Source organism: Streptomyces sp. SD15 (assembly GCF_054462255.1).
Genome location: NZ_JBTLMO010000012.1, coordinates 127,094 through 147,185 on the forward strand (window position 1 = coordinate 127,094; position 20,092 = coordinate 147,185).

Sequence of the window (20,092 nt, forward strand, 5' to 3'; positions counted from 1 at the left end):
TCGCATAACCCTGAGTGGCAGGGGGCTGGACGGATCCGCGCGAGGTCCGAAGATCTCGCTCGTCGTCCTGCTCAAACGACTGGCTCGCCGATGCCCAGCACGTTTCCCTCGCTGTCACGGAACCAGGCTCCGCGCTCTCCCCGCGCGCCCTTGCTCGGGTAGTTCCCGTCGATCTCGGCGATCCCGTCCCTGGTTCGCAACCCAGGCACGTCGACCTCGTCGAACACCACGCCGCGCCGTTTGAGCTCCGACACGACGGTCTCGATGTCGTCGACCTCGAAGGCCATCTGCGTGAAGGTGCCGGACGAGGCTCCCGTCGACCGGAACAGCGCGAACTCCGCGCCTTCGCACCGATACAGCAACGCGCCGGGCCGTTCATCAACGGGTTGCAGGCCAAGTCGCTCGGCGTAGAAACGCCGCGCCCGGTCCAGGTCCTGAGCTGGAAGCCTGGTCGCCACGCGTGCCCCGGCCAGAAGGTTCCTGTCGTCTGCGTTCATACCCCCACTGTGCCGTGAGAAGCAGCCGCAGGGGCGGAGGCACCCGGCGCGTGCCACGGCGGTGGCCTTCGTCGACGCATGGCTCCCTGCGGTGCGTCTTGAACTCCCTTCGTTCCGAACCCCGTTGACAGCTCCCCTCGCGAGCCCCCATCATCATTCCACTAATCAAGTAGTGGAATGGTGGTGGTGATCTTGGAGTTCCGCATCGACAGGCGGAGCGGGGTCCCCGCCTTTCAGCAGATCGTCCAGCAGACCAAGCAGGCCCTGCGGTTGGGCGTGCTGGTGCCGGGGGACCGGCTGCCGACCGCCAAAGAGGTCTCCGAGATCAGCGCGGTCAACCCGAACACCACGCTCAAGGCGTACCGGGAACTGGAACGCGAGGGCCTGGTCGAACCACGGCCGGGTCAGGGCACCTTCGTGCGCCGCTCGCTGGCCCGCCCGCAGACGGGCACCGACTCGCCGTTGTACGGGGAGCTGGTGGCGTGGATGTCGAAGGCAGGCGCGGCAGGCCTGGAGCAGGAGGACGTGGCCGCGCTGGTCGCGTCGGCCATGGAGAAGCAGTACGGCGAAATGACGACCAGGACGAGGAGCACAGGTGAGTGACGATATGCACGCCGGGGAGTCGGCGCTGGAGGCGCGCGGCGTGGGCATGCGGTACCGGCGGGGCTGGGCCCTGCGGGACTGCTCCTTCCGGCTTCCGGTGGGCCGGATCTGCGGGCTGGTCGGCCCCAACGGGGCGGGCAAGACCACGCTGTTGGGCATCGCAGCCCATGTGCTGGAGCCGACGGAGGGCTCGCTCAGCGTGTTCGGCGCGGCCCCGGGCTCGGTGGAGACCGGCCGGCGCACCGCGTTCCTCGCCCAGGAGAAGCCCCTGTACCGCCGCTTCACCGTGGCCGAAAACCTGCGCCTGGGACGGGAGTTGAACCCCGGCTGGGACCAGCGGGCCGCCGAGGACATCGTCCGCGCGGGAAATGTGCCCCTGGACGCGAAGGTCGGCACCCTCTCCGGGGGCCAGCGCACCCGCGTCGCCTTCGCCCTCGCCTTCGGTAAGCGCCCCGAGCTGCTGCTGCTCGACGAGCCGATGTCGGACCTCGATCCGGTGGTGCGCCACGAACTCATGGGCACCCTCATGGCCGAGGCCGCCGAGCGCGGCACCACCGTGCTGATGTCCACCCACGTCCTCGCCGAGCTGGAGAACGTCTGCGACTACCTCGTCGTCATCGCCGCCGGCGGTGTGCGTCTCGCCGGTGACGTGGACGAACTGCTGGCCGTGCACACCGTGGTCACGGGTGTCAGGGACAGCGACGGTCTGCCCGCTGACCTCGCGCACCACACGGTCGTCGAATCCCGCACCAGCGGACGGCAGTTCACCGCTCTCATACGCCCCGAAGGGCCGGTCGTCGGCCCCTGGGACACCGACGTCCCGAACATGGAGGAACTCCTGCTCGCGCATCTGCGCTCGGCCGAGGCGCCACCCCTGATCACCCCCACCGCTCAGGTCCCGGACCAGGCGCACGGCTCGCGGGCGGTGGCGGCATGAGCGACACCCTCACCGGCACTCCGGCCACGACCGCGTCCACGACGGACTCCACCCGGCGCCCCCGGCTCGGCGGAATGACCTGGCTGGTCTGGCGTCAGCACCGGGCCGCGTTCTGGACCGTCCTCGGCGCCACCGTGCTGTGCCTGGCGTGGATCGTCTACCAGCGCACGCAGATGGTGGACTTCCTCCACGGCTACGGCTGGCCCGCCAAGAGCATCGATGACCTGGCCGGGAGCAATGAGTTCGGACCGTACGCCAACGCGTTCCAGCCCGTCTCCACCGGCCTGGTCGTGATTCCCATCCTGCTCGGTGTCTTCGTCGGCGCTCCGCTGCTCGCGGGCGACCTGGAGACCGGCACCGCCAAGCTGGTCGCCGCCCAGTCCACGAGCCGCGCCCGCTGGCTGGCCACCAAACTGGGGCTGACCGCGCTGGTGGTCACGGTCAGCACGGTGGCGCTGTCGGCCGCGTACGGCTGGTGGTGGAACCCGGTCAAGTACCAGAACACCGTCGGGGACTGGACCTCCGCCTCCGCCTTCGACGTCACGGGACCCGTGCCTGTCGCCCTCACCCTCTTCACCGTCGTGGGCGGGGTGGCGATCGGCGTGGTGCTGCGCCGCACGCTGGCGGCCATGGTGGTCACCTTCGGTTTCGCCGTTGTCGTCCAACTCGTCTGGGGATACTTCCGGTTGTCGCTCGGCGACGTGGCCACGATGACGACGAGCAAGGGCGTCACCGCCGACGGCTCGTTCCCCACGCTGCCCCATGGCGCCTACCAGATCGACGAGTCGTACCTCACCGGCAGCGGAGAGCTCCTCGGCTGGAGCACCTGCGTGGACGCGCAGTCGGAACAGGCGCGCGAACTCTGCCTGAAGAAGGCCGATGTGGTGGGCTGGTCGGTGGACTATCTGCCGATCTCCCAGATGACCGGCATGCAGTGGCTCGGCGCGGCGATCCTGCTGGCTCTGACCGCCGCCGTCACCGCTTCTCTCTTCTTCTGGGGCCGTAAGCGGCTGGTCTGACACCGCCGGCCGCCTCCCCTCCCCTCGATTTCCTCACCGGCACGCGCTGCTTTGCCGTGCCCGGGCAGAAAGGCATGCCTTGAAACACCGCAAGAGATGAGCTGGAGCGGAGGCGGCGACGATCAGCCCTGCTGACCGCCGTCGCTCTCGCCTCGGCCCCGGAATCCCAGGCCGCACCGGCCGACAGCGGGACGGGCACCACCACGGGTACCACCACCGGCACGGCAAAGGCCGTCACGCTCGTCACCGGCGACGGGTGACCCTGGACGCCACCGGACAGGTCACCCGCGTACGGCCCGCCGAGGGCCGTGAGGGCACCACCTTCCGCATAGCGCGGGCCGACGGCCGCACCTGCGTCGTCCCGCGCGACGCCGAGCGGCTGCTCGCGAACGGCACCGCCGACCGACGGCTGTTCGCCTCGCCCGGCGTGCCGCCACCTCGCTGGTGCGTAGTCCACGGCAGGGGTCCATCGCACCTCGTGCACAGGCAGGGCGCCCCCTCCGGCCCGGCTGGAACATCCCGGCTAGAACATACGGATTGCCGGGGCCTTGACTCTGGCATCGAAGCGGTGCCGCGAGCCGGCGAGGGGCGGAGCGCATTCCGCCTCCGCCAGGTTGAGATGGGAGTCGCCGCGCAGGATCTGTTCCTCAAGCCGCTTCAGCCGGTCCGTCGGATCGATGCCCAGCTCCTCGGCGAGCATCTTTCTGACCCGCGCATACGTGGCGAGAGCCTCAGCCTGGCGGCCCATCCGATGGAGGGCGATGATCAGCAGCTCGCAGAACCGCTCCCGGAACGGATACTGCTCGGTGAGCGTGCGCAGCTCCGGCACGAGGGCGTCTGCTTGCCCGAGGCTGAGCCGCGCCTGCGCGTAACGTTCGACGGCGAGCAGTCGCAGCTCCTTGATCCGCTCCAGATCCGACTGGAACGACGTGCCGACGGACAAACCCTCCAAGGGGCTGCCTTGCCAGGTCTCCAGGGCGGCCAGGAAATGTCCGGCCGCTCGCTCCGTGGAACCGTGGGCCATCTCCTCGTCGCCTTGTCGTAAGTGGTCCATGAAAATGGACAGGTCCAGTTCGCCTGTGCCCACATGAAGCAGGTATCCGCGAGTGTGCGTGGTCAGTCGGTCCTTGGCCTCACCGGAGCTGTGCAGTATTCGGCGCAGCGCGGCTATATATCCCCGGATATTGACGGCCGCCGATGGCGGCGGCTCCTCCCACCAGGCTGCGTCGATCAGGCGGTCGACCGTCACGATACGATTCGCGTCCGACAGGAGTGTAGCCAGTACGATTCTCTGCCGGGGGCCGCCGAGTCCTATGGGGCACCCGGCATCCGTGAACATTGCTACCGGGCCGAGAAGGCAGAACTTCACTCCAGATCTCCCGTCGTGCGTATGAATGCGGCTCTCCTGTTCATCATTTCATCTCGGCAGTAGAGAGCGCATTCTTTGGTGCAGGAATTTCCACGCGTAAGTAAAACGGTACGCCGAAGGTGAAGCGAAATGGCGCGTGAGAATTTGCGTAGTATTCGGCGCAAATGTATTCATTGGGGGAGTGGAAAATCCTGCATGGGTAGAATGTGTAGAAATTGCTCTGCTGTGGGGTGACTGCTCGTCAGAGGGACTGTGGCGGCGGGGAGGAACTCGCCCCGACCGTCGCCGAGCCCGACGAAGGCCGTACAGGCCCGGCCTTTTCCGTGATCCCCGGCCCGGTGGGGGAGTCGTCGGCCGTTCGGCGCAGCAGCGTCAGGCTCGCCGCCGTCAGCAGGGACAGGATCCCGATGTTGACCAGTGCGGCCATGTGCATGCCGTCGGTGAAGGCGGATCGGGCGACCGCGAGCAGTTCGTCGCCCACCCGTTCGGGCAGGCGCCCGGCGACTTCGGTGGCGCCTGCCAGGGTCGACCGGGCCGTATCGGCTGCCTCCGGCTGTACCCCCTCCGGGACGGAAGCACCCCCCATCCGTGCCCCGTAGGCCGCCGCGGCGACGGACCCGGCAACGGCCACCCCCAACCCGTTGCCCAGCTCCGCACCGGTCTCCCCGATCCCCGAGGCGTTGCCGGCCCGCTCGGGCGGGGCACTGCTGATGATCACGTCATTGGTGAGGGCGAGTGCGGCCTGGATACCGAAGGAGGCGACGGCGAAACCGGTGGCGGTCACGGCGAGCCCGGACGCCGCACCCGCCAGGGTGACCAGCACCAGCCCCGGTACGGAGACGGCGAAACCGCCTGCCATGATCCATCCGGGGTGCAGCCGGTTCGCCAGGGCCGGGGCCAGCAGTGTCCCCACCACTCCGGCTGTCATGGCGGGCAGCGCCCACAGGCCGGCGGCGAGCGGGGACAACCCGAGGACCAGTTGGAAGTACTGCAGGACCAGGAACTGGGTTCCGGTCAGCACGAAAAGGCCCATGGTCTGACCCCCCAGCGACACCCCGAACCTGGGACGTGAGAAGAGCTTGAGGTCCAGCATGGGCTCGGTGAGCTTCAGCTGTCTGCGGACGAAGACGGCGGCGAGGCCGAGCCCGACGGAGATGGCCAGCAGCGACGGCGCCCGGACGCCGTCCTGGGCGATCTGCTTGAAGCCGTACACCACGGGCAGCACCGTCCCGATGGACAGCACGACGCTGGCGGGGTCCAGTCGGCCCGCCTCGGAGTCGCGGTACTCGGGCAGCAGCCGCGGGCCGACGAGCAGCAGGACCAGCCCCACGGGCACTCCGAGCAGGAACACGGACCCGTACCAGAAGTGCTCCAGAAGCACTCCGCCGATCAGCGGGCCCACCATTCCGCCCACGCTGAAATTGGTCATCCACACCGCGATCGCGAACCGTCGTTGCGCCGGATCGCGAAACATGTTGCTGATCAGGGAAAGCGTGGAGGGCATCAAGGTCGCCCCGGCGACACCCAGGAGGGCCCGGGCCGCGATGAGTAGGCCCGCCTGGGACGAATAAGCGGCGATCAGGGACGCGATGGCGAATGCGGCGGCGCCGATCAGCAGAAGTCTGCGACGTCCGATCCGGTCGCCGAGAGTTCCCATGGTGGCCAGGAAGGAGGCGACCAGAAAACCGTAGATGTCGACGATCCAGAGCAATTGCGTACTACTGGGATTCAGGCTTTCACTGAGATAGGGCGCGGCGAGATGAAGCACGGTCATGTCGATGCCGATGAGCATGGTCGGCAGAGCGAGGACCGCAAGGCCGAGCCATTCTCGTCGACCGGCCCGCATCGGCCTGTCGTCCTGCATGAAGAACTCTCCTCCCCGTTGGCGTTCTGCGGCCGTGCCGTCGAGAACGGGAGCAATGTTAGGTGTCCCTCACACCGACGCGACAGACCGTCGACGAGAACTGGCCATCAGGGAATGTCCAGTTCATTTCCATATGTGTCGAGAAGATGTCGTACGGCGAATGTGAGCGGGCGCCTCAGCGCCTCGTCGAGGGTGAGCCACGCGGCTGAGCTGCCCTCCGGGCCGAGGCGCAGTTCGGCCACCCCTTCCGCGTCGGCCTCGCAGTAGTAGGCGTGCCACAGATGGGCGTCGGCCCCACGACGGCAGCCGTCTCCGGGTATCGGGGTCCGGTCGAGGAGCTCCAGGCGCCGGGCGGTGATGCCGGTCTCCTCCTGAAGCTCGCGCGCTGCCGCGAGATCCGGGGCCTCGTGGCGTTCCACGTGCCCGGCCGGGACAGTCAGGCCGAAAGGGAACGCCGTGCGGTCGAAGAAGAGGAAGCGTTTGCGCGCGTCCCGGACGAAAACACCCGCGGTCTCGTGCCAGTACTCGCCGCCGGTATCTGTCCACCATCTGATCGCCGGGTCCAGCACCAGCGCCCGGTCGCCCACGGTCCCGCAGCTGCGACATGCGCAGCGGCGTCGTCCGCCGGCGGTGCGCCACTCCACCGCTTCGCTGTGGCAACTGAGGCAGTAGTGATGTGTGGCGCCGTCAGTGAGCGCGCCCGAGGGCAGGAAGTCCAGCCTCATCGTCCTCTCCTTCTCTCCTCGGGAATCGCGGAACTGGCAGGGGGCGGCGGCTCGGCATGGAGCCGCGCGGCAGACAGCCCTCTGGCGTGTCTGCCGCGCGGCGCTGTTGTTCCGGGCCCGGTCGTGCCGGTCGTGCCGTCCCGTACCCGGTCGTGCCGTCAGTCGTCCAGGCCGAAGCGGGCGAACAGTTCCTTGTCCCCGGTGACGTAGGAGGTGTCGGTGATGACCGTCTGGTCGGACGGGCCTCGGCTGCACATGCACATGTGGCGGCCGGTGGAGACCACCCGGGCGGCGCGGGCGCCGCCCGAGGCCATGACCTCCTCAGCGATGTCCTTCACCAGGTGCTCCTGGATCTGGAACCTGCGGCTGAAGGCCTGCACAAGGCGCGGGAATTTCCCGAGGCCGAGAATCCGGTCTCCGGGAACGTACGAGACGGCTACCTTCCCGTAGAAAGGGAGGAAATGGTGGGCGCAGATGGAATAGTAATTGATGTCGTGCACCCGGATCACGCCGGCGTGCTCGCCCTCGACGTCGACGGTGGTCTTGAGGATTTTCGAGGTGTCGATGGCATAACCGCTCAGAAGTTCACGATAGGCCCGGACGATACGGGGTTCGCACTCGGGTTCCTGGTACCAGTCCAGTGCGCGCTTGTCGGTGATGACATTCTCTTCGAGCCACTCTGCGATGCTGGTCATGAGACATCTCCTGATGGACGCGGGTTCGACTCGGACGCTGCTTTTCTGCCGGGGTTCAGGTTTACCGCCTGCTCGGCTCTGATCAGCTCTGCTCGGCGGGCGGCCATTTCGCCGGAGGGGTCTGCCCACGGAATTCGATGACGACGTTCCGGTAGGCGTGGCTGCTCTTGTTCACCAGCCGATGCGGCTTTCCGCGCCGACGGTGTACCACCTGGCCGATGAAGTCGTCCTGGTCCTCGATTTCCCCGTCCTCGTACTCCAGCCGTACCTGGCCGGGCTGGTCGACCACGAATACGTAGTCCCACGGGTGCTCGTGCCATTCGCTGGCCTCGCCGGGCTCCAGCTCAAGCAGCCACACCCGGGTCCTGTCGTCCTCGAACAGCAGCTTTGTGCCCGCGGTGCCGTAGTGGCGACCGGCTACCTTGCCGCGCAGTTCTTCCGGGACCTCGTCGTGCCCTTTTGCGCTCTCGTCGTGCGCCATTTACTGACGCCACCTCCTTGCTGAAGGCCCTCTCGGTGATGTGCTACGGACAGCGTGCCCCGCGCATGTATAAATCCAGTACAAGCCACGTACATTTATCTCGGGACGGTGGACCATTCCGTTCAGGGTGTTGTAGCTTCGGCCGAGTGCCCGGACACATCCTCGACAATTTCCTGAAGGGGAGAAGTGACGATGGTGAGGCGTGCGACGGAACCCGACATCGAAGGCCACAGCAAGAAACTCTGGAAAAACGACGACGGTACCTGTGAAATCGAGCTGATACCGAGTCTGCGCAGCTATACGTACGACCGTGACGAGATGATGCCGGAGACAGCGAGGTTACGTCTCGACTTCTACGAGGTGGCCGCCGCGCGACTCGCTGAAAAAGGAGTGCGTACGGTCTTCCGGGAGCGGATCGGAGAAATTTCCTATCGGGCGGACTACGTGCCGGCGCCGCCGTACGAAGTCATCGTCAAGAACATCGCCACCGGGTCGACGGTGCGCAAGTACCCCGGACTCTTTCCGGAGGGCCACCGTTTCCAGCCGCCGGTGGTCAAGTTCGACTACCGGACCGATCCGGAGGACCAGCCGATCGGCGAGGACTACCTGCGCGCGACCGGCGTGGACGTCGAGGAGTTCCGTGCGTGCGCGCTGGCGTGCAACGAGGGGCTGAGGTCCTGGCTGGCGCCCCTCGACCTGTGGGACTTCTGCCTGGTCATCGGGGTGGGCGCGGACGGTTCGCCCGTCATCAACTCGGAGGTGTCCCCGGACTGCATGCGGCTGCGGGACGAAGCCGGGAGGCCCCTGGACAAGGATCTGTTCCGGCAGGGGGCTGACGAGGCGGCCGTCGTGGCGGTGTGGACGGACCTGGTACGCAGGATCCGCGGGTGAGCGCCTCGCCGGGTACGGAAGCGCCGGGTACGGAAGCCGACTCCCGAGGCGGCACCGGCGGCGACAGGGGCGGGCGTACCGCGCTGCTGACGGGCGCCAATCGTGGTACCGGCCGGGCCGTCGCCGAAGCACTGCACGCGGCCGGCTGGCGGGTGTACGCCCTCGGCCGGACCCGCGCGGACCTGCCCTGGCTGGGCGAGGTCCAGTGCGATCTCCGGCACGCGGAGGAGGTCGGCGCCGCGGTGGACCGGGTGGTCGCGGAGAGCGGCGGCCTGGACGCGGTGGTGGCCACCGGGGTCGTACGGTCCCTGGGCCCCGTCGCCTCGCTGCCTCTCGACGTCTGGCGGGAGGCGGTCGAGGTCAATCTCACCTCGCTGCTCGCGCTGATCCAGACGAGCCTGCCGCAGCTGCGGAGCGGCGGGGGCCGGATCGTCCTGATGGGCAGCCATGCGGGCAGCCGGTTCTTCGAGGGCGGAGCCGCCTACTGCGCGACCAAGGCGGCACTGAAAGCGATCTCCGAGGTGCTGCTGCTCGAGGAGCGGGCGCACGGCGTCTGCACCACGCTTGTCAGCCCGGGGGCCATCGCCAATCTTCCCGGTGACGAGTCGCCGCTGAAGATGGCCACCTCCTCGGTGGCCCAAGCGGTCCTCTGGGCGCTGGAGGCGCCGGCCGACACCGTCGTCGGCGAGATCGAACTCAGGCCGGCCCGGCTCACCGACCGGCCCACGGTGTCCGGGCTCGACCGGCTCCAGGCCGTCTGACACCGAGTCGCCGGATCTCCGATCACCTGAACGCCCAGCCGTCCGAGGCCCACAAGGATCCAGAAGGAGTGGCATGAGCGAGCACGCCGTCGCCGGCAGTACCGAACGGACGAATGTGAGCTGGGACTTGGGGGTGGGATTGCTGTCGGTCGTCGCGGACGACGCCGAGCCGGAGACCGTCGACTGCCGCAGCGCGCAGATCGGTTTCGCCTCGCGTGTGTGGATCTCCCTGGACGCCAGCGGACGTCCGGTCGCTCTGGACATCCTTGACGTGCCACCGATCCTCGTCGGCATCGTGCCCTCGGCCCGGCGGGGTGGTCCCGTGGCGGACCTTGAATCGTCGCCGCCGGGAGCGATCCCCTGGCTGCTGGACACCGACAGCGACTGGATGTGGGTCGAGCTGATCCGGGCGCCCGTGCGGCAGCGTCTGGAACGGGAGGGCTGGGTCGAGCTCCGGCTGACCGGGAACCGGCCCACCCGCCTCAAGGTACGGGCACCGGTGGCCGGCGTCCCCGATCAGGCCGGGCGAGCCCGGTAGTGACCGCACCGGATCGGATCGGTCTCGTCTGCACCGACCTCGACGGCACACTGCTCAACGGTGCGGGAACCGTCGGCCCGCTGACGCGCTCCGCCCTCGCCGAGGCGGCGCGCTGCGGGGTGCCGGTGGTGTGCGTTACCGGCAGGCCGCTGCGGGACGCGCTGTCCGTGAGCCGCGAACTCGGTTCGGGCGGCCTGGTGGTATGCAGCAACGGGGCGGTCGTCGCCGAGGTGACGAGCGGCCGGGTGCTGGAGTGCCGGGCCTTCTCGCGCGGGTGGGGCAGTGCCCTCCTGACGCGGCTGCGGACACGTGTGCCGGGGGTGGTCCTGGGGGTGGACACCCTTCGAGGGCTCTTCCTTGAGCACGGGTTCGCGGCGCTGGTCCCCGACTGCTGGGACCACCAGGTTGTCTCCGATGCCGCCGCGGCACTCGTCCCCGACGACCGGGTGGTCAAGATCCTGGCCGTCCACCCCGCCGTGCCGGCGCCGGAGCTCGCGGAACCGCTGGTCCGTTCGGAAGACGGTATCCAAGTCAGCTGCTCCACACCGTACTTCCTGGAAATCTCGCCCGACGGTGTGGACAAGGGGGCGTCCCTGCGCTGGCTGGCCGGTTTCTACGGAACACGGGTCACCGCCACCGCGGCCGTGGGGGACATGCCGAACGACCTGCCGATGCTGCGCGCCGCCGGGCTCGCCGCAGCCGTCGCCAACGCGCACCGCGCCGTTCGGCAGGCCGCCGATCTGATCCTGCCCAGCAACGAGGAGGAGGGCGTGGCGGACCTCATCTCGATGGTGTGCCGCGCCGGCAAGGAACCGTCATCGGCACGCGACGACTGATCGGCAACGATGACAGATATTGTGAACGGCTGTTCCCGGAGTGGGAACGCCGGATGTCATGCGGCTGACGGAGGCCGGACATCGACCGTCAGTCGTCCTCGTCGCTCTCCTCGTCCTTCCCCCCGTCCCTCCCCTCCTTTTTGTGTGGCTCCTCCTGCCGTTCGAGGCTGTCGCTCGCCTCCGCCGTGGGGCTCGGGGAGGCGGTCGCGGACGGGTTCGATGCCAGGGGTGACGTGGAGGCGGGAGCGCTGGTGCCGGGCGACGGCTCGGATTCCGTGCCGTCCGCCGTGGTGTCGTCGGGGGAGAACCACAGCATGCCCAGGAGCACCGCGGCCACGAAGAGCACCGCTCCGGCGGCCGTGGCCACGACGCGCGGTCGGCGGGCGAGGCGGGGGCGCAGCCCGGGTCGCTCCGGACGCCGTGCCCGGGACCGGCCGACAGCGTGGCCCCGGACGGAGGGCAGCGCGTACGTGGTCGGGGCGCCGGCTCCGCCGACCTGGCGTGGCCCCGGCCCGGAGCCGCCCGACGGCCCGGGGCCCTGACCCGCCACAGCGCCCTGACGCGCCACCGGACCCTGGCCCGCGACGGCGGACGGTCCCGCGGCCGGACCCGTGGCCGTGCGCCGGGACACCGTCGGCGGCCGGGACGCCGGCGTCGCGTCGGGCATCGGCTCGGGTCGCCCCCGCCAGGCGCCGCCGGCGAACCAGTCGGCCGCCTGCTGGGCGGGGGGCCGGTGCTCGGGGTCCTTGGCGAGCAGGCCGAGCAGATAGTTCTCGAAGGCGGGCGGGAGCCCGGCGACGCCCAGCTCGCGGGGCGGTAGGGGCGCGGCGTCGAGGTGCTGATGCAGGATGGCGACGGCGGTGTCGGCCCGGAACGGCGGGCGGCCGGTGAGGAGTTGGTAGAGCACGCAGCCCAGGGCGTACACATCGGAGGCCGGGCCCGCCGGCTGTCCCAGGGCACGCTCGGGGGCGAGGTAGAGGCTCGTACCGACGATCTGCCCGGTGGCGGTCAGGGCGGCGCCGGGGTCGTCGAGGAAGCGGGCGATGCCGAAGTCGCCGATCTTCAGGGTGCCGTCGGCGTCCAGCAGCAGGTTGGCGGGCTTGATGTCCCGGTGGACGATGCCCTGCCGGTGCGCGGCGGCAAGCCCGGCGGCGGTCTCGGCGGCGATACGGGCCACGCGTTCGGCGGGCAGCGCGCCGGATTGGGACAGCACGCTCGCGAGGCTGGGGCCCTCGACGAGTTCCATCACCAGGAAGAGCCGGTTCTCGTGCTGGCCGAAGTCCAGGACGCCGACCACGTTCGGGTGGTTGAGCCGGCCGGCGGTCTGCGCCTCCAGCCGGAAGCGGGAGGTGGCGGTGGGGTCGGAGTCCTGGGGCAGCAGGAGCTTGACCGCCACCGGTCTGGCGAGGGTCTCGTCGTACGCCTGCCAGACCTCGCCCATCCCGCCGCGTCCGATCGACGCGCTCAGCCGGTAGCGGCCCGCTATCAGCACCTGTCCTCATCCCCATGCCGTGAGACGTCGTGAACGCCGCAGGCCGCAACTCACCCCGTGGAAACGGGTGATGGTGGGGTGCCGCAGCCGCCCCAGCATACTGGCGGCCGGGTCAGCCGGTTTCCGTGCCGCCGGTCTGTTCGGCCTGTTCCGGGCGGCATGGCGGCAGCGCGACCATCGCGTACGGCGCCACCTCGACGTGGCTTCCGGCCGCGCTGTGGCGGACCTACGGGACGGCCGACCGCACCGGTGTTGCGGACCGGGCGCCCGTCTGTGCCGGGGCAACAGGGCCTGAGTGCGCTGTCACCTTTCCCGTGTTTCCCGTTCCACCAGCTCCTTGAAGTGATCGAGGTCGCTGCGCACGATGCGTTCGATCGCGTTCGCCTGGGCGAAACCCTTCTGTCCGCCGAAAGCCTCCCTGACAGCGCCCGGGTCGTACTCGATCCGGGCCTGGATGCGGGTGTGTTCCGCGTCGATGGGCAGGACGGAGAAGGAGCCCGCAAGGTCGGGACCGCTCAGGGCCTGCCAGGCCATCGTGCGCCCCTGGTCACGGTCGATGATCTCGGCCTCGAGCTCCTGCGTTCGGCCACCCGCCTCGATGTCCAGGAGCGCCCGGTTTCCGGTCCTCGAACGAGCCTCACGTACTCCTTCGACGAACCGCGGATAGTTCTCCACGCGGTGGAGGCAGTCCCAGGCCTGATCGACCGGGACGCTGATGTCGACATGCTCTTCGAGAGTGCTCATCATTCACCCCAAACCTCGCTCACGGTTTACCGGGTCATGAATCCAGTGTGCGCGTCGCACCTCAAATGATCAGCACGATGGCAGCGCCGATGCCGCCGAGGAAGAGGGCGAGGGCCGCTTCCAGCCAGCCGCCCTTCCCCCAGCGGAACGGCCGGTCCAGGGCGAGTTGCCCGGGGCCGGTGGCGGCGATGGTGAGTGCGGCGACGGCGATGGACACGTTGTACTCCACACCGCCGTCGCTCGCCCACAGGCCGTGCTCGGCGGTGACGGTGACCATGGCGTTGATCATCACGCCGATCACGGCGGCGGCCGCCAGCGGGGTGAACAGCCCGAGCGCCAGCCCCAGTCCTCCGAGGAACTCGGATGCGCCGCCGATGACGGCGAAGAGCGTTGCAGGGTGGTAGCCCAGGGCCTCGAAACCGTCGGCGGTGGCGGACAGACCGGCGCCGCCGAAGATCCCGAAGAGCTTCTGGGCGCCATGGGCTGCCATGAGCAGGCCGAAGGTGAGCCTGAGGAGGAGCAGACCGCAGTCGCCGGCGGAGACTGCCGGCCGTGCCATGGGCTCGGGCGAGGCGCGCCACTGAGCGGCGGTGATTTTCATCGGGAGCTCTCTTCTTGCAGGGGGCTCCCCGGGCGGTTGCCGGCCGACCACCCAAGGAACCGGCACATCGGTGGGGACCGTCACCAAGGCGCTCTCCGCGCATCCCGCGTCCACAGGCCAAGAACCGCCGGCCGACCGGACCGCGGGCGGCATCGCTCAACCGCAGGGGTCCGGGCACCTGCGCGCCCGGACCCGTCGCTCACGCCGCGAGGGCGTGACCGGGATGCAGCACCACCTTGGTATAGCCCTCGATCCGCTGGTCGAACTTCTCGTACGCCTGTGGCGCCTGGTCCAGCGGCAGCTCGTGGGAGACCACGAAACTGGGCTTGGCGCGCCCGGCGATGATCAGGTCACGCAGCTGGCGGTTGTACCGCTTGACGTTGCACTGACCGGTCCCCATCTGCTGGCCCTTCTCGAACATCTTGCCGATGGAGACCAGCAGTTGGCCGTGTTTGGCGTGCTCATCGGGTCCGCCCGGGTCGGCGGGGACGTACAGCCCCGGTATGCCGAGCATGCCGGTGGGCCGCACCGTCTCGACGAGTGTGTTGAGGACGACGGCGGGCTCCTCGTGGCTGGCGTCGTGCGCCTGGGCCTGGTACCCGACGGCGTCCACTCCCTTGTCGGTTCCCTCTCCTCCCGTTTGTTCCTTGATCCGTTCGGCCGGATCGCCCTGGGTGAAGTCGATCGGGATGGCCCCGATCTCCTCCGCCTTGGCGAGCCGCTCGGGCACCCGGTCGACGGAGAACACCTTTGACGCCCCGCGCAGCAGCGCGGAGTAGGCGGCCATCAGTCCCACCGGTCCGGCGCCGAAGACGGCCACGCTCTCGCCGGGGGTCACCTGGGCGAGTTCGCATCCGTGGTAGCCGGTCGGGAAGATGTCGGCGAGCAGCACGAAATCGGTCTCGAACTCTTCGCCCGGGGGCAGCTTCAGGCAGTTGAAATCGGCGTAGGGCACCCGCAGGAGTTCCGCCTGACCACCGGTGTACGGGCCCATCGCCACGTATCCGTAGGCTCCGCCGGCGAAACCGGGATTGACCGTCAGGCAGAAACCGGTCCTGCCCGCCAGGCAGTTCTTGCAGAATCCGCAGGCGACGTTGAAGGGCATCACCACGCGGTCCCCCTTGGACAGCGAGGTCACGCCGCTACCGACCTCCTCGACTATGCCGAGGTTCTCGTGTCCGAAGACGATGCCCGACTCGGCCGCGGTGCGGCCTTCGTACATGTGCAGGTCCGATCCGCAGATCGCGGTCGACGTGACCCGTACCAGCACATCGTTCGGGTGCTGGATCCGTGGATCCTCGACATCCCTCACAGCCACACTGAAGGGCTTCTCGTAAACGACGGCTTTCACCTTTGCCACCTCCGCGTCGAACGCTGGATGACGGCGGTGACGAACGGGCCGCTACCCGGGGGGACACACACGGAGGCGCGGGCCGTCGGCCTGTGCCGTGGCCTCGAGTGCTCTCGCTTCACCGCCCGTACCTCCAGGTAACGCCCGTACGGCACGGGCCGCAACCGACACACTCGTTCCCGCCGCATGTCACCTCTTGCCGAGCTGCTCCGTCAGAGAGGTGTAGCCCTCAACAACGACACAGGAGAGCGCACCATGGATGCTCGCTTGAACCTCTTCGGCAACCCGGTCGGCGGCAAGTTCTTGCGGTACATCAACTCGGCGGGCAAGGCGGTCTCGGATTCGACGCTGCCTGCCGCGACGCAGGAGCTGGTGAAGATCCGCGCCAGTCAGATCAATGGCTGTGGTTTCTGCACCGACATGCACACCAAAGACGCCGCGCACAGGGGGCGGGCCGTACGCCGTCCAAGTCGGAGGTCCGCGGCACGGTCGCCGACGCGGTCCGCCGCGAGACCGACTCCGACCCGGATTCCGGAAGCGCCTCGTGATCATTGTCATCGCCGACACGTCCGGTCTCCTTGCCGCCCTTGATTCGACGCACCCGGAGCACGGGGCGGCGAACGAGGCGATCATGGCGGCCGGGCTCCTGGTCATGTCGCCGCTCCTGCCGGCCGAGCTCGATCACGTTGCCACGCGCGAGCTCGGGCGGGAGGCCGCCCTCAGCGCGGTCGACGACCTCCGGCGCTGGATGAGCCGAGGCCGCGTCGTCATGCCGGAGATCACGGAGGACCACCTGGGCGCCGCCCAGTCGCTCCGCGTCCGCTATCGCGCGCTCGACCTCGACCTCGGCCTCGCCGACGCGGCGAACGTGGCGCTGGCTGCCGACTACGACACCGACGCGATCCTCACCCTCGGCCGACGCGACTTCCGAGCCGTACGCCCGTTGGGCCGCTACAAGGCATTCCGCGTATTGCCCGACGGCCTGCCACTCTGACGATGTCCGGGCCGGGAGCGCCTTTGTGCGTGCGCAGACCTTCCGGCGAAGCCCGGGCCGCGGTGCTCAGGTCAGACGGCCGCCACACGTCGGAGGTGGTCGACGACCGTGGCGCGGGCGGTCGACGGCCGTCGTGCAGCGGCACGCTCGGCCCTCGACCGCCCAAGGCCACCGTTCCGACCTGGACCGTCAGGCCATGTGCACTTCGAGTGCGGCCCGCACCCCCGACTCGACGGCTCCCTCGATCCACGAGGGTTTGACCGAGGTGTGATCCCCGGCGAAGTGCAGGGGGCCCTCGGGGGCGCGGATGGCCGCGAGGAGCTCCGTGTGCTGGCCGGGGAGCAGGACGGACGCCTCGCCATACGCGTACGGGTCGCGCAGCCAGCTCTGCGTGCGGCCGGCACCCGTGTAGAAGACCTCGACGCGCTGCCCGTAGACCTGCTGCAGTCCCCTGAGGGCGTGCGGGTAGCGGGCGTCGTCGTCGAAGGAGTCCCAGCGGGAGGCGTCGTCGGCCCAGCTGTAGGAGGCGAGGACGACGCCCCCCTTGCTGCCGGGGACCGGGTGGGAGGGGTTGATCATGAAGCGGTTGGAGTTGTCGGCGACCGAGCCGCCGCCGATGATGTGCGCCGCCTCGGGCTGCTCGCGGGAGGCCCAGCGGTGGGCGGCGTAGTGGACGCGCTGCGCCGGGCTGATGTGGCCGGGCGGCACCGACGGATGCGTGCCGAGGAGGCTTCCGTCGGCGGGCGCCTTGCCCTGTCGGTACGCGTCGTACAGTCCGGGCCGCACCGCGTCGAGTTCGCGTTTCCAGTCGGCCTCGGTGAACTCCCACCAGCGGCGGCTGAATTCGAGCAGCACCTTGGTCGCGCTGTCATAGTGCAGCTCGCCGACGGCACGGCGTTTGCCGTACGACATCAGCGGGCTGACCTGCACCTGCCGCAGCCCCGAAAAAGGGACCGTGACGATCGCGAGATCCCCGGTGAACCGCTCCCGCACGACCTTGCCGTCACGCCCCTCGGACACCGTGTCGATCGACACGTGAGGCCCGTCGGGGCGGACGTGTGAGGTGTTGCCGTCGGCGGCCCGATCCGGGTCCCAGTACTCGATGTGCGTGGCACGCCGGTCCGGCCGCAGCTGGTCGCCGACCTTGCCCAGCAACGCGTCCGGGAGGGTCGCGGTGCCGCCGACCAGCTCCCAGAACGGGGTGTCGGGGCTGATCAGCGACTGGCTGATGAAGCTGTGGACGAAGGACAGCGGCAGCCGTGAGGTCAGGTTCTCCAGGGTGCCGATGAGATCGATGGTGCGCTCGTCGAAGCCGGCCTGCTCGGTCAGGAACCGGTACATGGACCAGTCGCCGTACTGCTGGATCACCCGCGCCCAGCCCCGCACCCGTTCGGGCATGGGCTTGTCGACGCGCTTGCCGTCCGGACCCACCGTGCTGAACTCGTTGCGTACGGGGTCCAGAGCGGCGCGCAGGATCGTGGCGGAGGGGGTGTCCCAGTGCTTGCGCGGCACGCCGAACGACCGGTTGATCCTGCGCGGGGACGTCGCGTACGCGGCGCGGCGCATGCGGATGCCGTTGACGTGGATCCACGCCTGGTTGACGGGCTTTCCCTCGCCGTCGACGTCGACGAGGTGGAACCGGCGCCGCTCGACATCGAGTTGGTCGATCAGGCGCATCACCAGCGGATGACTGCCGGGGATCCGCATGGCCCCGGCTTCGGCGTACTGCCGCGGATCGGCGAACGGCTGCGCCGCGTGCTCGTGTCCGCCGGTGCGGAAGGTCTTGATGCGGCCGCCCACGCGGTTGCCATTGGCCTCCAGCAGCGTCACGTGGTGCCCGGCCCGCTTCAGCAGCCAGGCCGCCACCAGGCCGGCCGGTCCCGCCCCGACCACCAGGATCTTCTTGGCGCTCCTCGTCCTGGGGCGCGGCAGACCGGAGTCGAGGATCTTCTCGTACGTCGGCACGAGCGGCTTGTTGTCGTCGTCGACGACCAGCAGCGCGCGGGCGACAGCGAGACAGGTGGCCCAGTCGGCGGTGGATCTCGGCGGGCAGGGGGCGGTTGGGGCTTCCGGGGGAGCGGCGGGGGCCGCGGCGGCCGGATCCGCCGCGCTCAGCCCGAGCGCGGTCGCGGTCGCGGCGGTACCGGCCGCGACCGTCAACTGGCGCCTGGAGAGCGGATGATGGCCGGCTGTGGGGGAGAGGTCATCCATACGTCATGGATAGAGGGGACGGCGTGCGTCCGGCAGAGCGATCAACGGCGATCACCGGAACGTGGGAGCGCCACGGGGTGCGTCCCCTGCCCTGGCGACCGCCTGAGCGGATGTGACAGTCCCGCGCGCCCCCGAGCACGACCACCGGAGTGCGCCACCCTCCCACTGGTCCGGACGGAAAAGCACCTCCGGGCTTCCGACCTGGGGGTTTGTCGGCACCGACACGTCGGGGTGGAGGCAGCCGTCAGTGCACCAGGGCGGCGGGGGGCATCCCGCGGTCGCGGGTGCGATGTTCTTGTTGAAGCGGAGCAGGTTGTCCGGGTCCCAGGCCGCCTTGACCGCGCGCAGCCGCTGGTGCTTGGCCTCGCTGCCGTGGGGCCGCATCCGGGCCGGGGGCGTCGACCGGGACGTCACTTTCGTCGACGTCGACGGCGGGGTCGACGACCAGGTCGACGCGGTCTGCCGCGCCAAGTACGGCCGCTGCTCCGCCCACCTGATCACCCACGCCAGATATCGGAATCAGGCTGACCGTCGCGGTCGCGGGCGGCAACAGCCCGGCGGTCAACCGGCTGACGCGTCCCCGGCCGGGGCCGTCCGGGGGGTGGGGGGTTCGGAGCCGAGCAGGTCGAGGAGGGTCAGCGCGTCGTACTCGGGGGTGCCGGGTTCGGCGTAGTAGGTGATCAGGCGGTGGCCAGGGGTGCCTTCCAGCTCCATGGACTGGTAGCCGAGGGTGAGGTCGCCGACCTCGGGGTGGTGGAAGGTCTTGCGGCCGTGGGTGCTGCCCCTGACGTCGTAGCGCTCCCAGAGGCGGGCGAACTCCGGGCTCTTGAGCAGGAGTTCACCGGCGAGCCGGGTCAGGTCCGGTGCGTCGGGATCCGTCCCCGCCAGCGCGCGCAGCCGGGCGACGCACCCGCGTACCTGGGTGTTCCAGTCGTGGAACAGGTTCCGGGCGGCCGGGTGGAGGAAGACGTAGCGCGCGATGTTGCGCTGTCTGGCCGGCCACTCCTCCAAACCGGCCAGCAGTCGCAGCCCGCCCGGGTTGGCGGCGAGCAGGTCGTTGGTGCGGCTTACCACGTGCGCGGGGCCCGGTCGCAGGCTCTCCAGCAGCAGTTTCACGCCGGGACGGACCGTCCGGCTGGGCGCCGTCGGCGGCTCGGGCACCGTGCGCGCGGCGAGCACCGTCAGGCTGCGCAGGTGCTCGTGCTCGTCCTCCCCCAGACGCAGGGCACGGGCAAGGGAGTCCACGACCGAGGGGCTGGGGCGGGTCTCCCTGCCGCGTTCCAGGCGGGTGTAGTAGTCGATGCTGATGCCGGCCAGGGTGGCCAGTTCCTCACGGCGCAGCCCGGGCGTGCGGCGCAGTCCGGAGCCGACCGTGAGTCCGGCCTCGGCGGGGGTGATCCGGGCCCGGCGGGCGCGCAGGAAGCGCCCCAGCTCGGTGCCCCCGCTCTGCTGCTCACGTGTCATGCCTTCGAGTGTGCGAGGG

The 20,092-nt window shown here is 69.5% G+C and carries 22 protein-coding genes and 1 pseudogene; 10 read left to right on the forward strand and 13 right to left on the reverse strand.

The features are described 5' to 3' along the window. Positions 1–71: 71 nt before the first annotated feature. Positions 72–497 carry a VOC family protein gene (locus ACX28W_RS14600; RefSeq protein ID WP_458999354.1) on the reverse strand — a complete coding sequence of 142 codons (426 nt, stop codon included), beginning with the start codon at positions 495–497 and terminating at the stop codon, positions 72–74. A gap of 177 nt (positions 498–674) precedes the next feature. Here ACX28W_RS14600 and ACX28W_RS14605 point away from each other — a divergent pair, with 177 nt between their 5' ends. From ACX28W_RS14605 to ACX28W_RS14615, 3 genes are read left to right on the forward strand one after another with little or no spacing between them, the layout of a single operon-like run. After that, positions 675–1,100, forward strand: a complete 426-nt coding sequence (locus ACX28W_RS14605; RefSeq protein WP_458999355.1) for a GntR family transcriptional regulator — start codon at positions 675–677, stop codon at positions 1,098–1,100. A 4-nt stretch (positions 1,101–1,104) separates the two neighbouring features. Continuing rightward, positions 1,105–2,037 carry an ABC transporter ATP-binding protein gene (locus ACX28W_RS14610; RefSeq protein ID WP_458999421.1) on the forward strand — a complete coding sequence of 311 codons (933 nt, stop codon included), beginning with the start codon at positions 1,105–1,107 and terminating at the stop codon, positions 2,035–2,037. Then, entirely contained in the window at positions 2,034–3,056 is a 1,023-nt protein-coding gene (locus tag ACX28W_RS14615) for an ABC transporter (protein WP_458999356.1), read from the forward strand. The genes ACX28W_RS14610 and ACX28W_RS14615 overlap by 4 nt, the downstream gene beginning before the upstream one ends. A 523-nt stretch (positions 3,057–3,579) precedes the next feature. Here the strand turns inward: ACX28W_RS14615 and ACX28W_RS14620 are convergent. The 5 genes from ACX28W_RS14620 to ACX28W_RS14640 form a co-directional block, all read right to left on the reverse strand. Further along, a complete protein-coding gene (locus ACX28W_RS14620) occupies positions 3,580–4,395 on the reverse strand; it encodes an AfsR/SARP family transcriptional regulator (RefSeq protein WP_458999357.1) in 816 nt (271 codons plus the stop codon). A gap of 271 nt (positions 4,396–4,666) precedes the next feature. Next, complete coding sequence (locus ACX28W_RS14625; RefSeq protein ID WP_458999358.1) at positions 4,667–6,289, reverse strand: MFS transporter; 1,623 nt, start codon at positions 6,287–6,289, stop codon at positions 4,667–4,669. Positions 6,290–6,396: 107 nt separating this feature from the next. Beyond that, positions 6,397–7,014 (reverse strand): NUDIX hydrolase, encoded by a 618-nt coding sequence (locus tag ACX28W_RS14630; protein ID WP_458999359.1) that lies wholly within the window; start codon positions 7,012–7,014, stop codon positions 6,397–6,399. 158 nt (positions 7,015–7,172) lie between these two features. Next, entirely contained in the window at positions 7,173–7,709 is a 537-nt protein-coding gene (folE, locus tag ACX28W_RS14635) for a GTP cyclohydrolase I (RefSeq protein WP_458999360.1), read from the reverse strand. A gap of 82 nt (positions 7,710–7,791) precedes the next feature. Then, a complete protein-coding gene (locus ACX28W_RS14640; protein ID WP_458999361.1) occupies positions 7,792–8,190 on the reverse strand; it encodes a cupin domain-containing protein in 399 nt (132 codons plus the stop codon). A 192-nt stretch (positions 8,191–8,382) separates the two neighbouring features. On the opposite strand from ACX28W_RS14640, the gene ACX28W_RS14645 reads away from it, so the two are divergent. From ACX28W_RS14645 to ACX28W_RS14660, 4 genes are all read left to right on the forward strand, one after another. After that, on the forward strand, positions 8,383–9,081 hold the full coding sequence (locus ACX28W_RS14645; protein ID WP_458999362.1) for a phosphoribosylaminoimidazolesuccinocarboxamide synthase: 699 nt from the start codon (positions 8,383–8,385) through the stop codon (positions 9,079–9,081). Next, positions 9,078–9,842, forward strand: coding sequence for an SDR family NAD(P)-dependent oxidoreductase (locus tag ACX28W_RS14650; protein ID WP_458999363.1), 765 nt, complete (start codon positions 9,078–9,080; stop codon positions 9,840–9,842). Before ACX28W_RS14645 ends, ACX28W_RS14650 begins: the two co-directional genes overlap by 4 nt. A 73-nt stretch (positions 9,843–9,915) precedes the next feature. Next, the gene (locus ACX28W_RS14655) at positions 9,916–10,380 is read left to right on the forward strand and encodes a hypothetical protein (protein ID WP_458999364.1); all 465 of its coding nucleotides are present in this window, start codon (positions 9,916–9,918) and stop codon (positions 10,378–10,380) included. Beyond that, the gene (locus ACX28W_RS14660; RefSeq protein ID WP_458999365.1) at positions 10,380–11,216 is read left to right on the forward strand and encodes an HAD hydrolase family protein; all 837 of its coding nucleotides are present in this window, start codon (positions 10,380–10,382) and stop codon (positions 11,214–11,216) included. The genes ACX28W_RS14655 and ACX28W_RS14660 overlap by 1 nt, the downstream gene beginning before the upstream one ends. Positions 11,217–11,304: 88 nt before the next feature. On the opposite strand, the gene ACX28W_RS14665 is transcribed toward ACX28W_RS14660, so the two are convergent. The 4 genes from ACX28W_RS14665 to ACX28W_RS14680 form a co-directional block, all read right to left on the reverse strand. Further along, positions 11,305–12,708 carry a protein kinase domain-containing protein gene (locus tag ACX28W_RS14665; protein WP_458999366.1) on the reverse strand — a complete coding sequence of 468 codons (1,404 nt, stop codon included), beginning with the start codon at positions 12,706–12,708 and terminating at the stop codon, positions 11,305–11,307. A 303-nt stretch (positions 12,709–13,011) separates the two neighbouring features. Further along, on the reverse strand, positions 13,012–13,455 hold the full coding sequence (locus ACX28W_RS14670; RefSeq protein ID WP_458999367.1) for an SRPBCC family protein: 444 nt from the start codon (positions 13,453–13,455) through the stop codon (positions 13,012–13,014). A gap of 58 nt (positions 13,456–13,513) precedes the next feature. Then, complete coding sequence (locus ACX28W_RS14675) at positions 13,514–14,053, reverse strand: DoxX family protein (RefSeq protein ID WP_458999368.1); 540 nt, start codon at positions 14,051–14,053, stop codon at positions 13,514–13,516. A 199-nt stretch (positions 14,054–14,252) separates the two neighbouring features. Then, positions 14,253–15,404, reverse strand: coding sequence for a glutathione-independent formaldehyde dehydrogenase (locus ACX28W_RS14680; protein WP_458999369.1), 1,152 nt, complete (start codon positions 15,402–15,404; stop codon positions 14,253–14,255). Between the two features lie 255 nt (positions 15,405–15,659). Here ACX28W_RS14680 and ACX28W_RS14685 point away from each other — a divergent pair. Both ACX28W_RS14685 and ACX28W_RS14690 read left to right on the forward strand, forming a co-directional pair. Beyond that, a pseudogene (locus ACX28W_RS14685) lies at positions 15,660–15,869 on the forward strand (carboxymuconolactone decarboxylase family protein); the annotation flags it as partial. 79 nt (positions 15,870–15,948) lie between these two features. Beyond that, entirely contained in the window at positions 15,949–16,398 is a 450-nt protein-coding gene (locus ACX28W_RS14690) for a PIN domain-containing protein (RefSeq protein WP_458999370.1), read from the forward strand. Positions 16,399–16,587: 189 nt separating this feature from the next. Here the strand turns inward: ACX28W_RS14690 and ACX28W_RS14695 are convergent, their stop codons facing one another. Both ACX28W_RS14695 and ACX28W_RS14700 read right to left on the reverse strand, forming a co-directional pair. Next, on the reverse strand, positions 16,588–18,609 hold the full coding sequence (locus ACX28W_RS14695) for a flavin monoamine oxidase family protein (RefSeq protein WP_458999371.1): 2,022 nt from the start codon (positions 18,607–18,609) through the stop codon (positions 16,588–16,590). A gap of 51 nt (positions 18,610–18,660) precedes the next feature. Next, positions 18,661–18,993: a BBE domain-containing protein gene (locus ACX28W_RS14700; protein WP_458999372.1), complete on the reverse strand. Its 333-nt coding sequence runs from the start codon at positions 18,991–18,993 to the stop codon at positions 18,661–18,663. On the opposite strand from ACX28W_RS14700, the gene ACX28W_RS14705 reads away from it, so the two are divergent. Further along, positions 18,899–19,282: a DUF2255 family protein gene (locus ACX28W_RS14705; RefSeq protein WP_458999373.1), complete on the forward strand. Its 384-nt coding sequence runs from the start codon at positions 18,899–18,901 to the stop codon at positions 19,280–19,282. The genes ACX28W_RS14700 and ACX28W_RS14705 overlap by 95 nt on opposite strands. On the opposite strand, the gene ACX28W_RS14710 is transcribed toward ACX28W_RS14705, so the two are convergent. Next, entirely contained in the window at positions 19,171–20,073 is a 903-nt protein-coding gene (locus ACX28W_RS14710; protein ID WP_458999374.1) for a helix-turn-helix transcriptional regulator, read from the reverse strand. The genes ACX28W_RS14705 and ACX28W_RS14710 overlap by 112 nt on opposite strands. Positions 20,074–20,092 lie beyond the last annotated feature (19 nt).

Excerpts from the sequence above, each read along its gene's own strand:
- ACX28W_RS14600 (WP_458999354.1), bottom strand. The coding sequence starts at position 497 with ATGAACGCAGACGACAGGAACCTTCTGGCCGGGGCACGCGTGGCGACC.
- ACX28W_RS14640 (WP_458999361.1), bottom strand. The coding sequence starts at position 8,190 with ATGGCGCACGACGAGAGCGCAAAAGGGCACGACGAGGTCCCGGAAGAA.
- ACX28W_RS14675 (WP_458999368.1), bottom strand. The coding sequence starts at position 14,053 with ATGAAAATCACCGCCGCTCAGTGGCGCGCCTCGCCCGAGCCCATGGCA.
- ACX28W_RS14710 (WP_458999374.1), bottom strand. The coding sequence starts at position 20,073 with ATGACACGTGAGCAGCAGAGCGGGGGCACCGAGCTGGGGCGCTTCCTG.
- ACX28W_RS14610 (WP_458999421.1), top strand. The coding sequence starts at position 1,105 with ATGCACGCCGGGGAGTCGGCGCTGGAGGCGCGCGGCGTGGGCATGCGG.
- ACX28W_RS14630 (WP_458999359.1), bottom strand. The coding sequence starts at position 7,014 with ATGAGGCTGGACTTCCTGCCCTCGGGCGCGCTCACTGACGGCGCCACA.
- ACX28W_RS14615 (WP_458999356.1), top strand. The coding sequence starts at position 2,034 with ATGAGCGACACCCTCACCGGCACTCCGGCCACGACCGCGTCCACGACG.
- ACX28W_RS14645 (WP_458999362.1), top strand. The coding sequence starts at position 8,383 with ATGGTGAGGCGTGCGACGGAACCCGACATCGAAGGCCACAGCAAGAAA.
- ACX28W_RS14625 (WP_458999358.1), bottom strand. The coding sequence starts at position 6,289 with ATGCAGGACGACAGGCCGATGCGGGCCGGTCGACGAGAATGGCTCGGC.
- ACX28W_RS14670 (WP_458999367.1), bottom strand. The coding sequence starts at position 13,455 with ATGATGAGCACTCTCGAAGAGCATGTCGACATCAGCGTCCCGGTCGAT.
- ACX28W_RS14620 (WP_458999357.1), bottom strand. The coding sequence starts at position 4,395 with ATGTTCACGGATGCCGGGTGCCCCATAGGACTCGGCGGCCCCCGGCAG.
- ACX28W_RS14700 (WP_458999372.1), bottom strand. The coding sequence starts at position 18,993 with ATGCGGCCCCACGGCAGCGAGGCCAAGCACCAGCGGCTGCGCGCGGTC.
- ACX28W_RS14655 (WP_458999364.1), top strand. The coding sequence starts at position 9,916 with ATGAGCGAGCACGCCGTCGCCGGCAGTACCGAACGGACGAATGTGAGC.
- ACX28W_RS14695 (WP_458999371.1), bottom strand. The coding sequence starts at position 18,609 with ATGGATGACCTCTCCCCCACAGCCGGCCATCATCCGCTCTCCAGGCGC.
- ACX28W_RS14605 (WP_458999355.1), top strand. The coding sequence starts at position 675 with ATGGTGGTGGTGATCTTGGAGTTCCGCATCGACAGGCGGAGCGGGGTC.
- ACX28W_RS14705 (WP_458999373.1), top strand. The coding sequence starts at position 18,899 with ATGTTCTTGTTGAAGCGGAGCAGGTTGTCCGGGTCCCAGGCCGCCTTG.
- folE (WP_458999360.1), bottom strand. The coding sequence starts at position 7,709 with ATGACCAGCATCGCAGAGTGGCTCGAAGAGAATGTCATCACCGACAAG.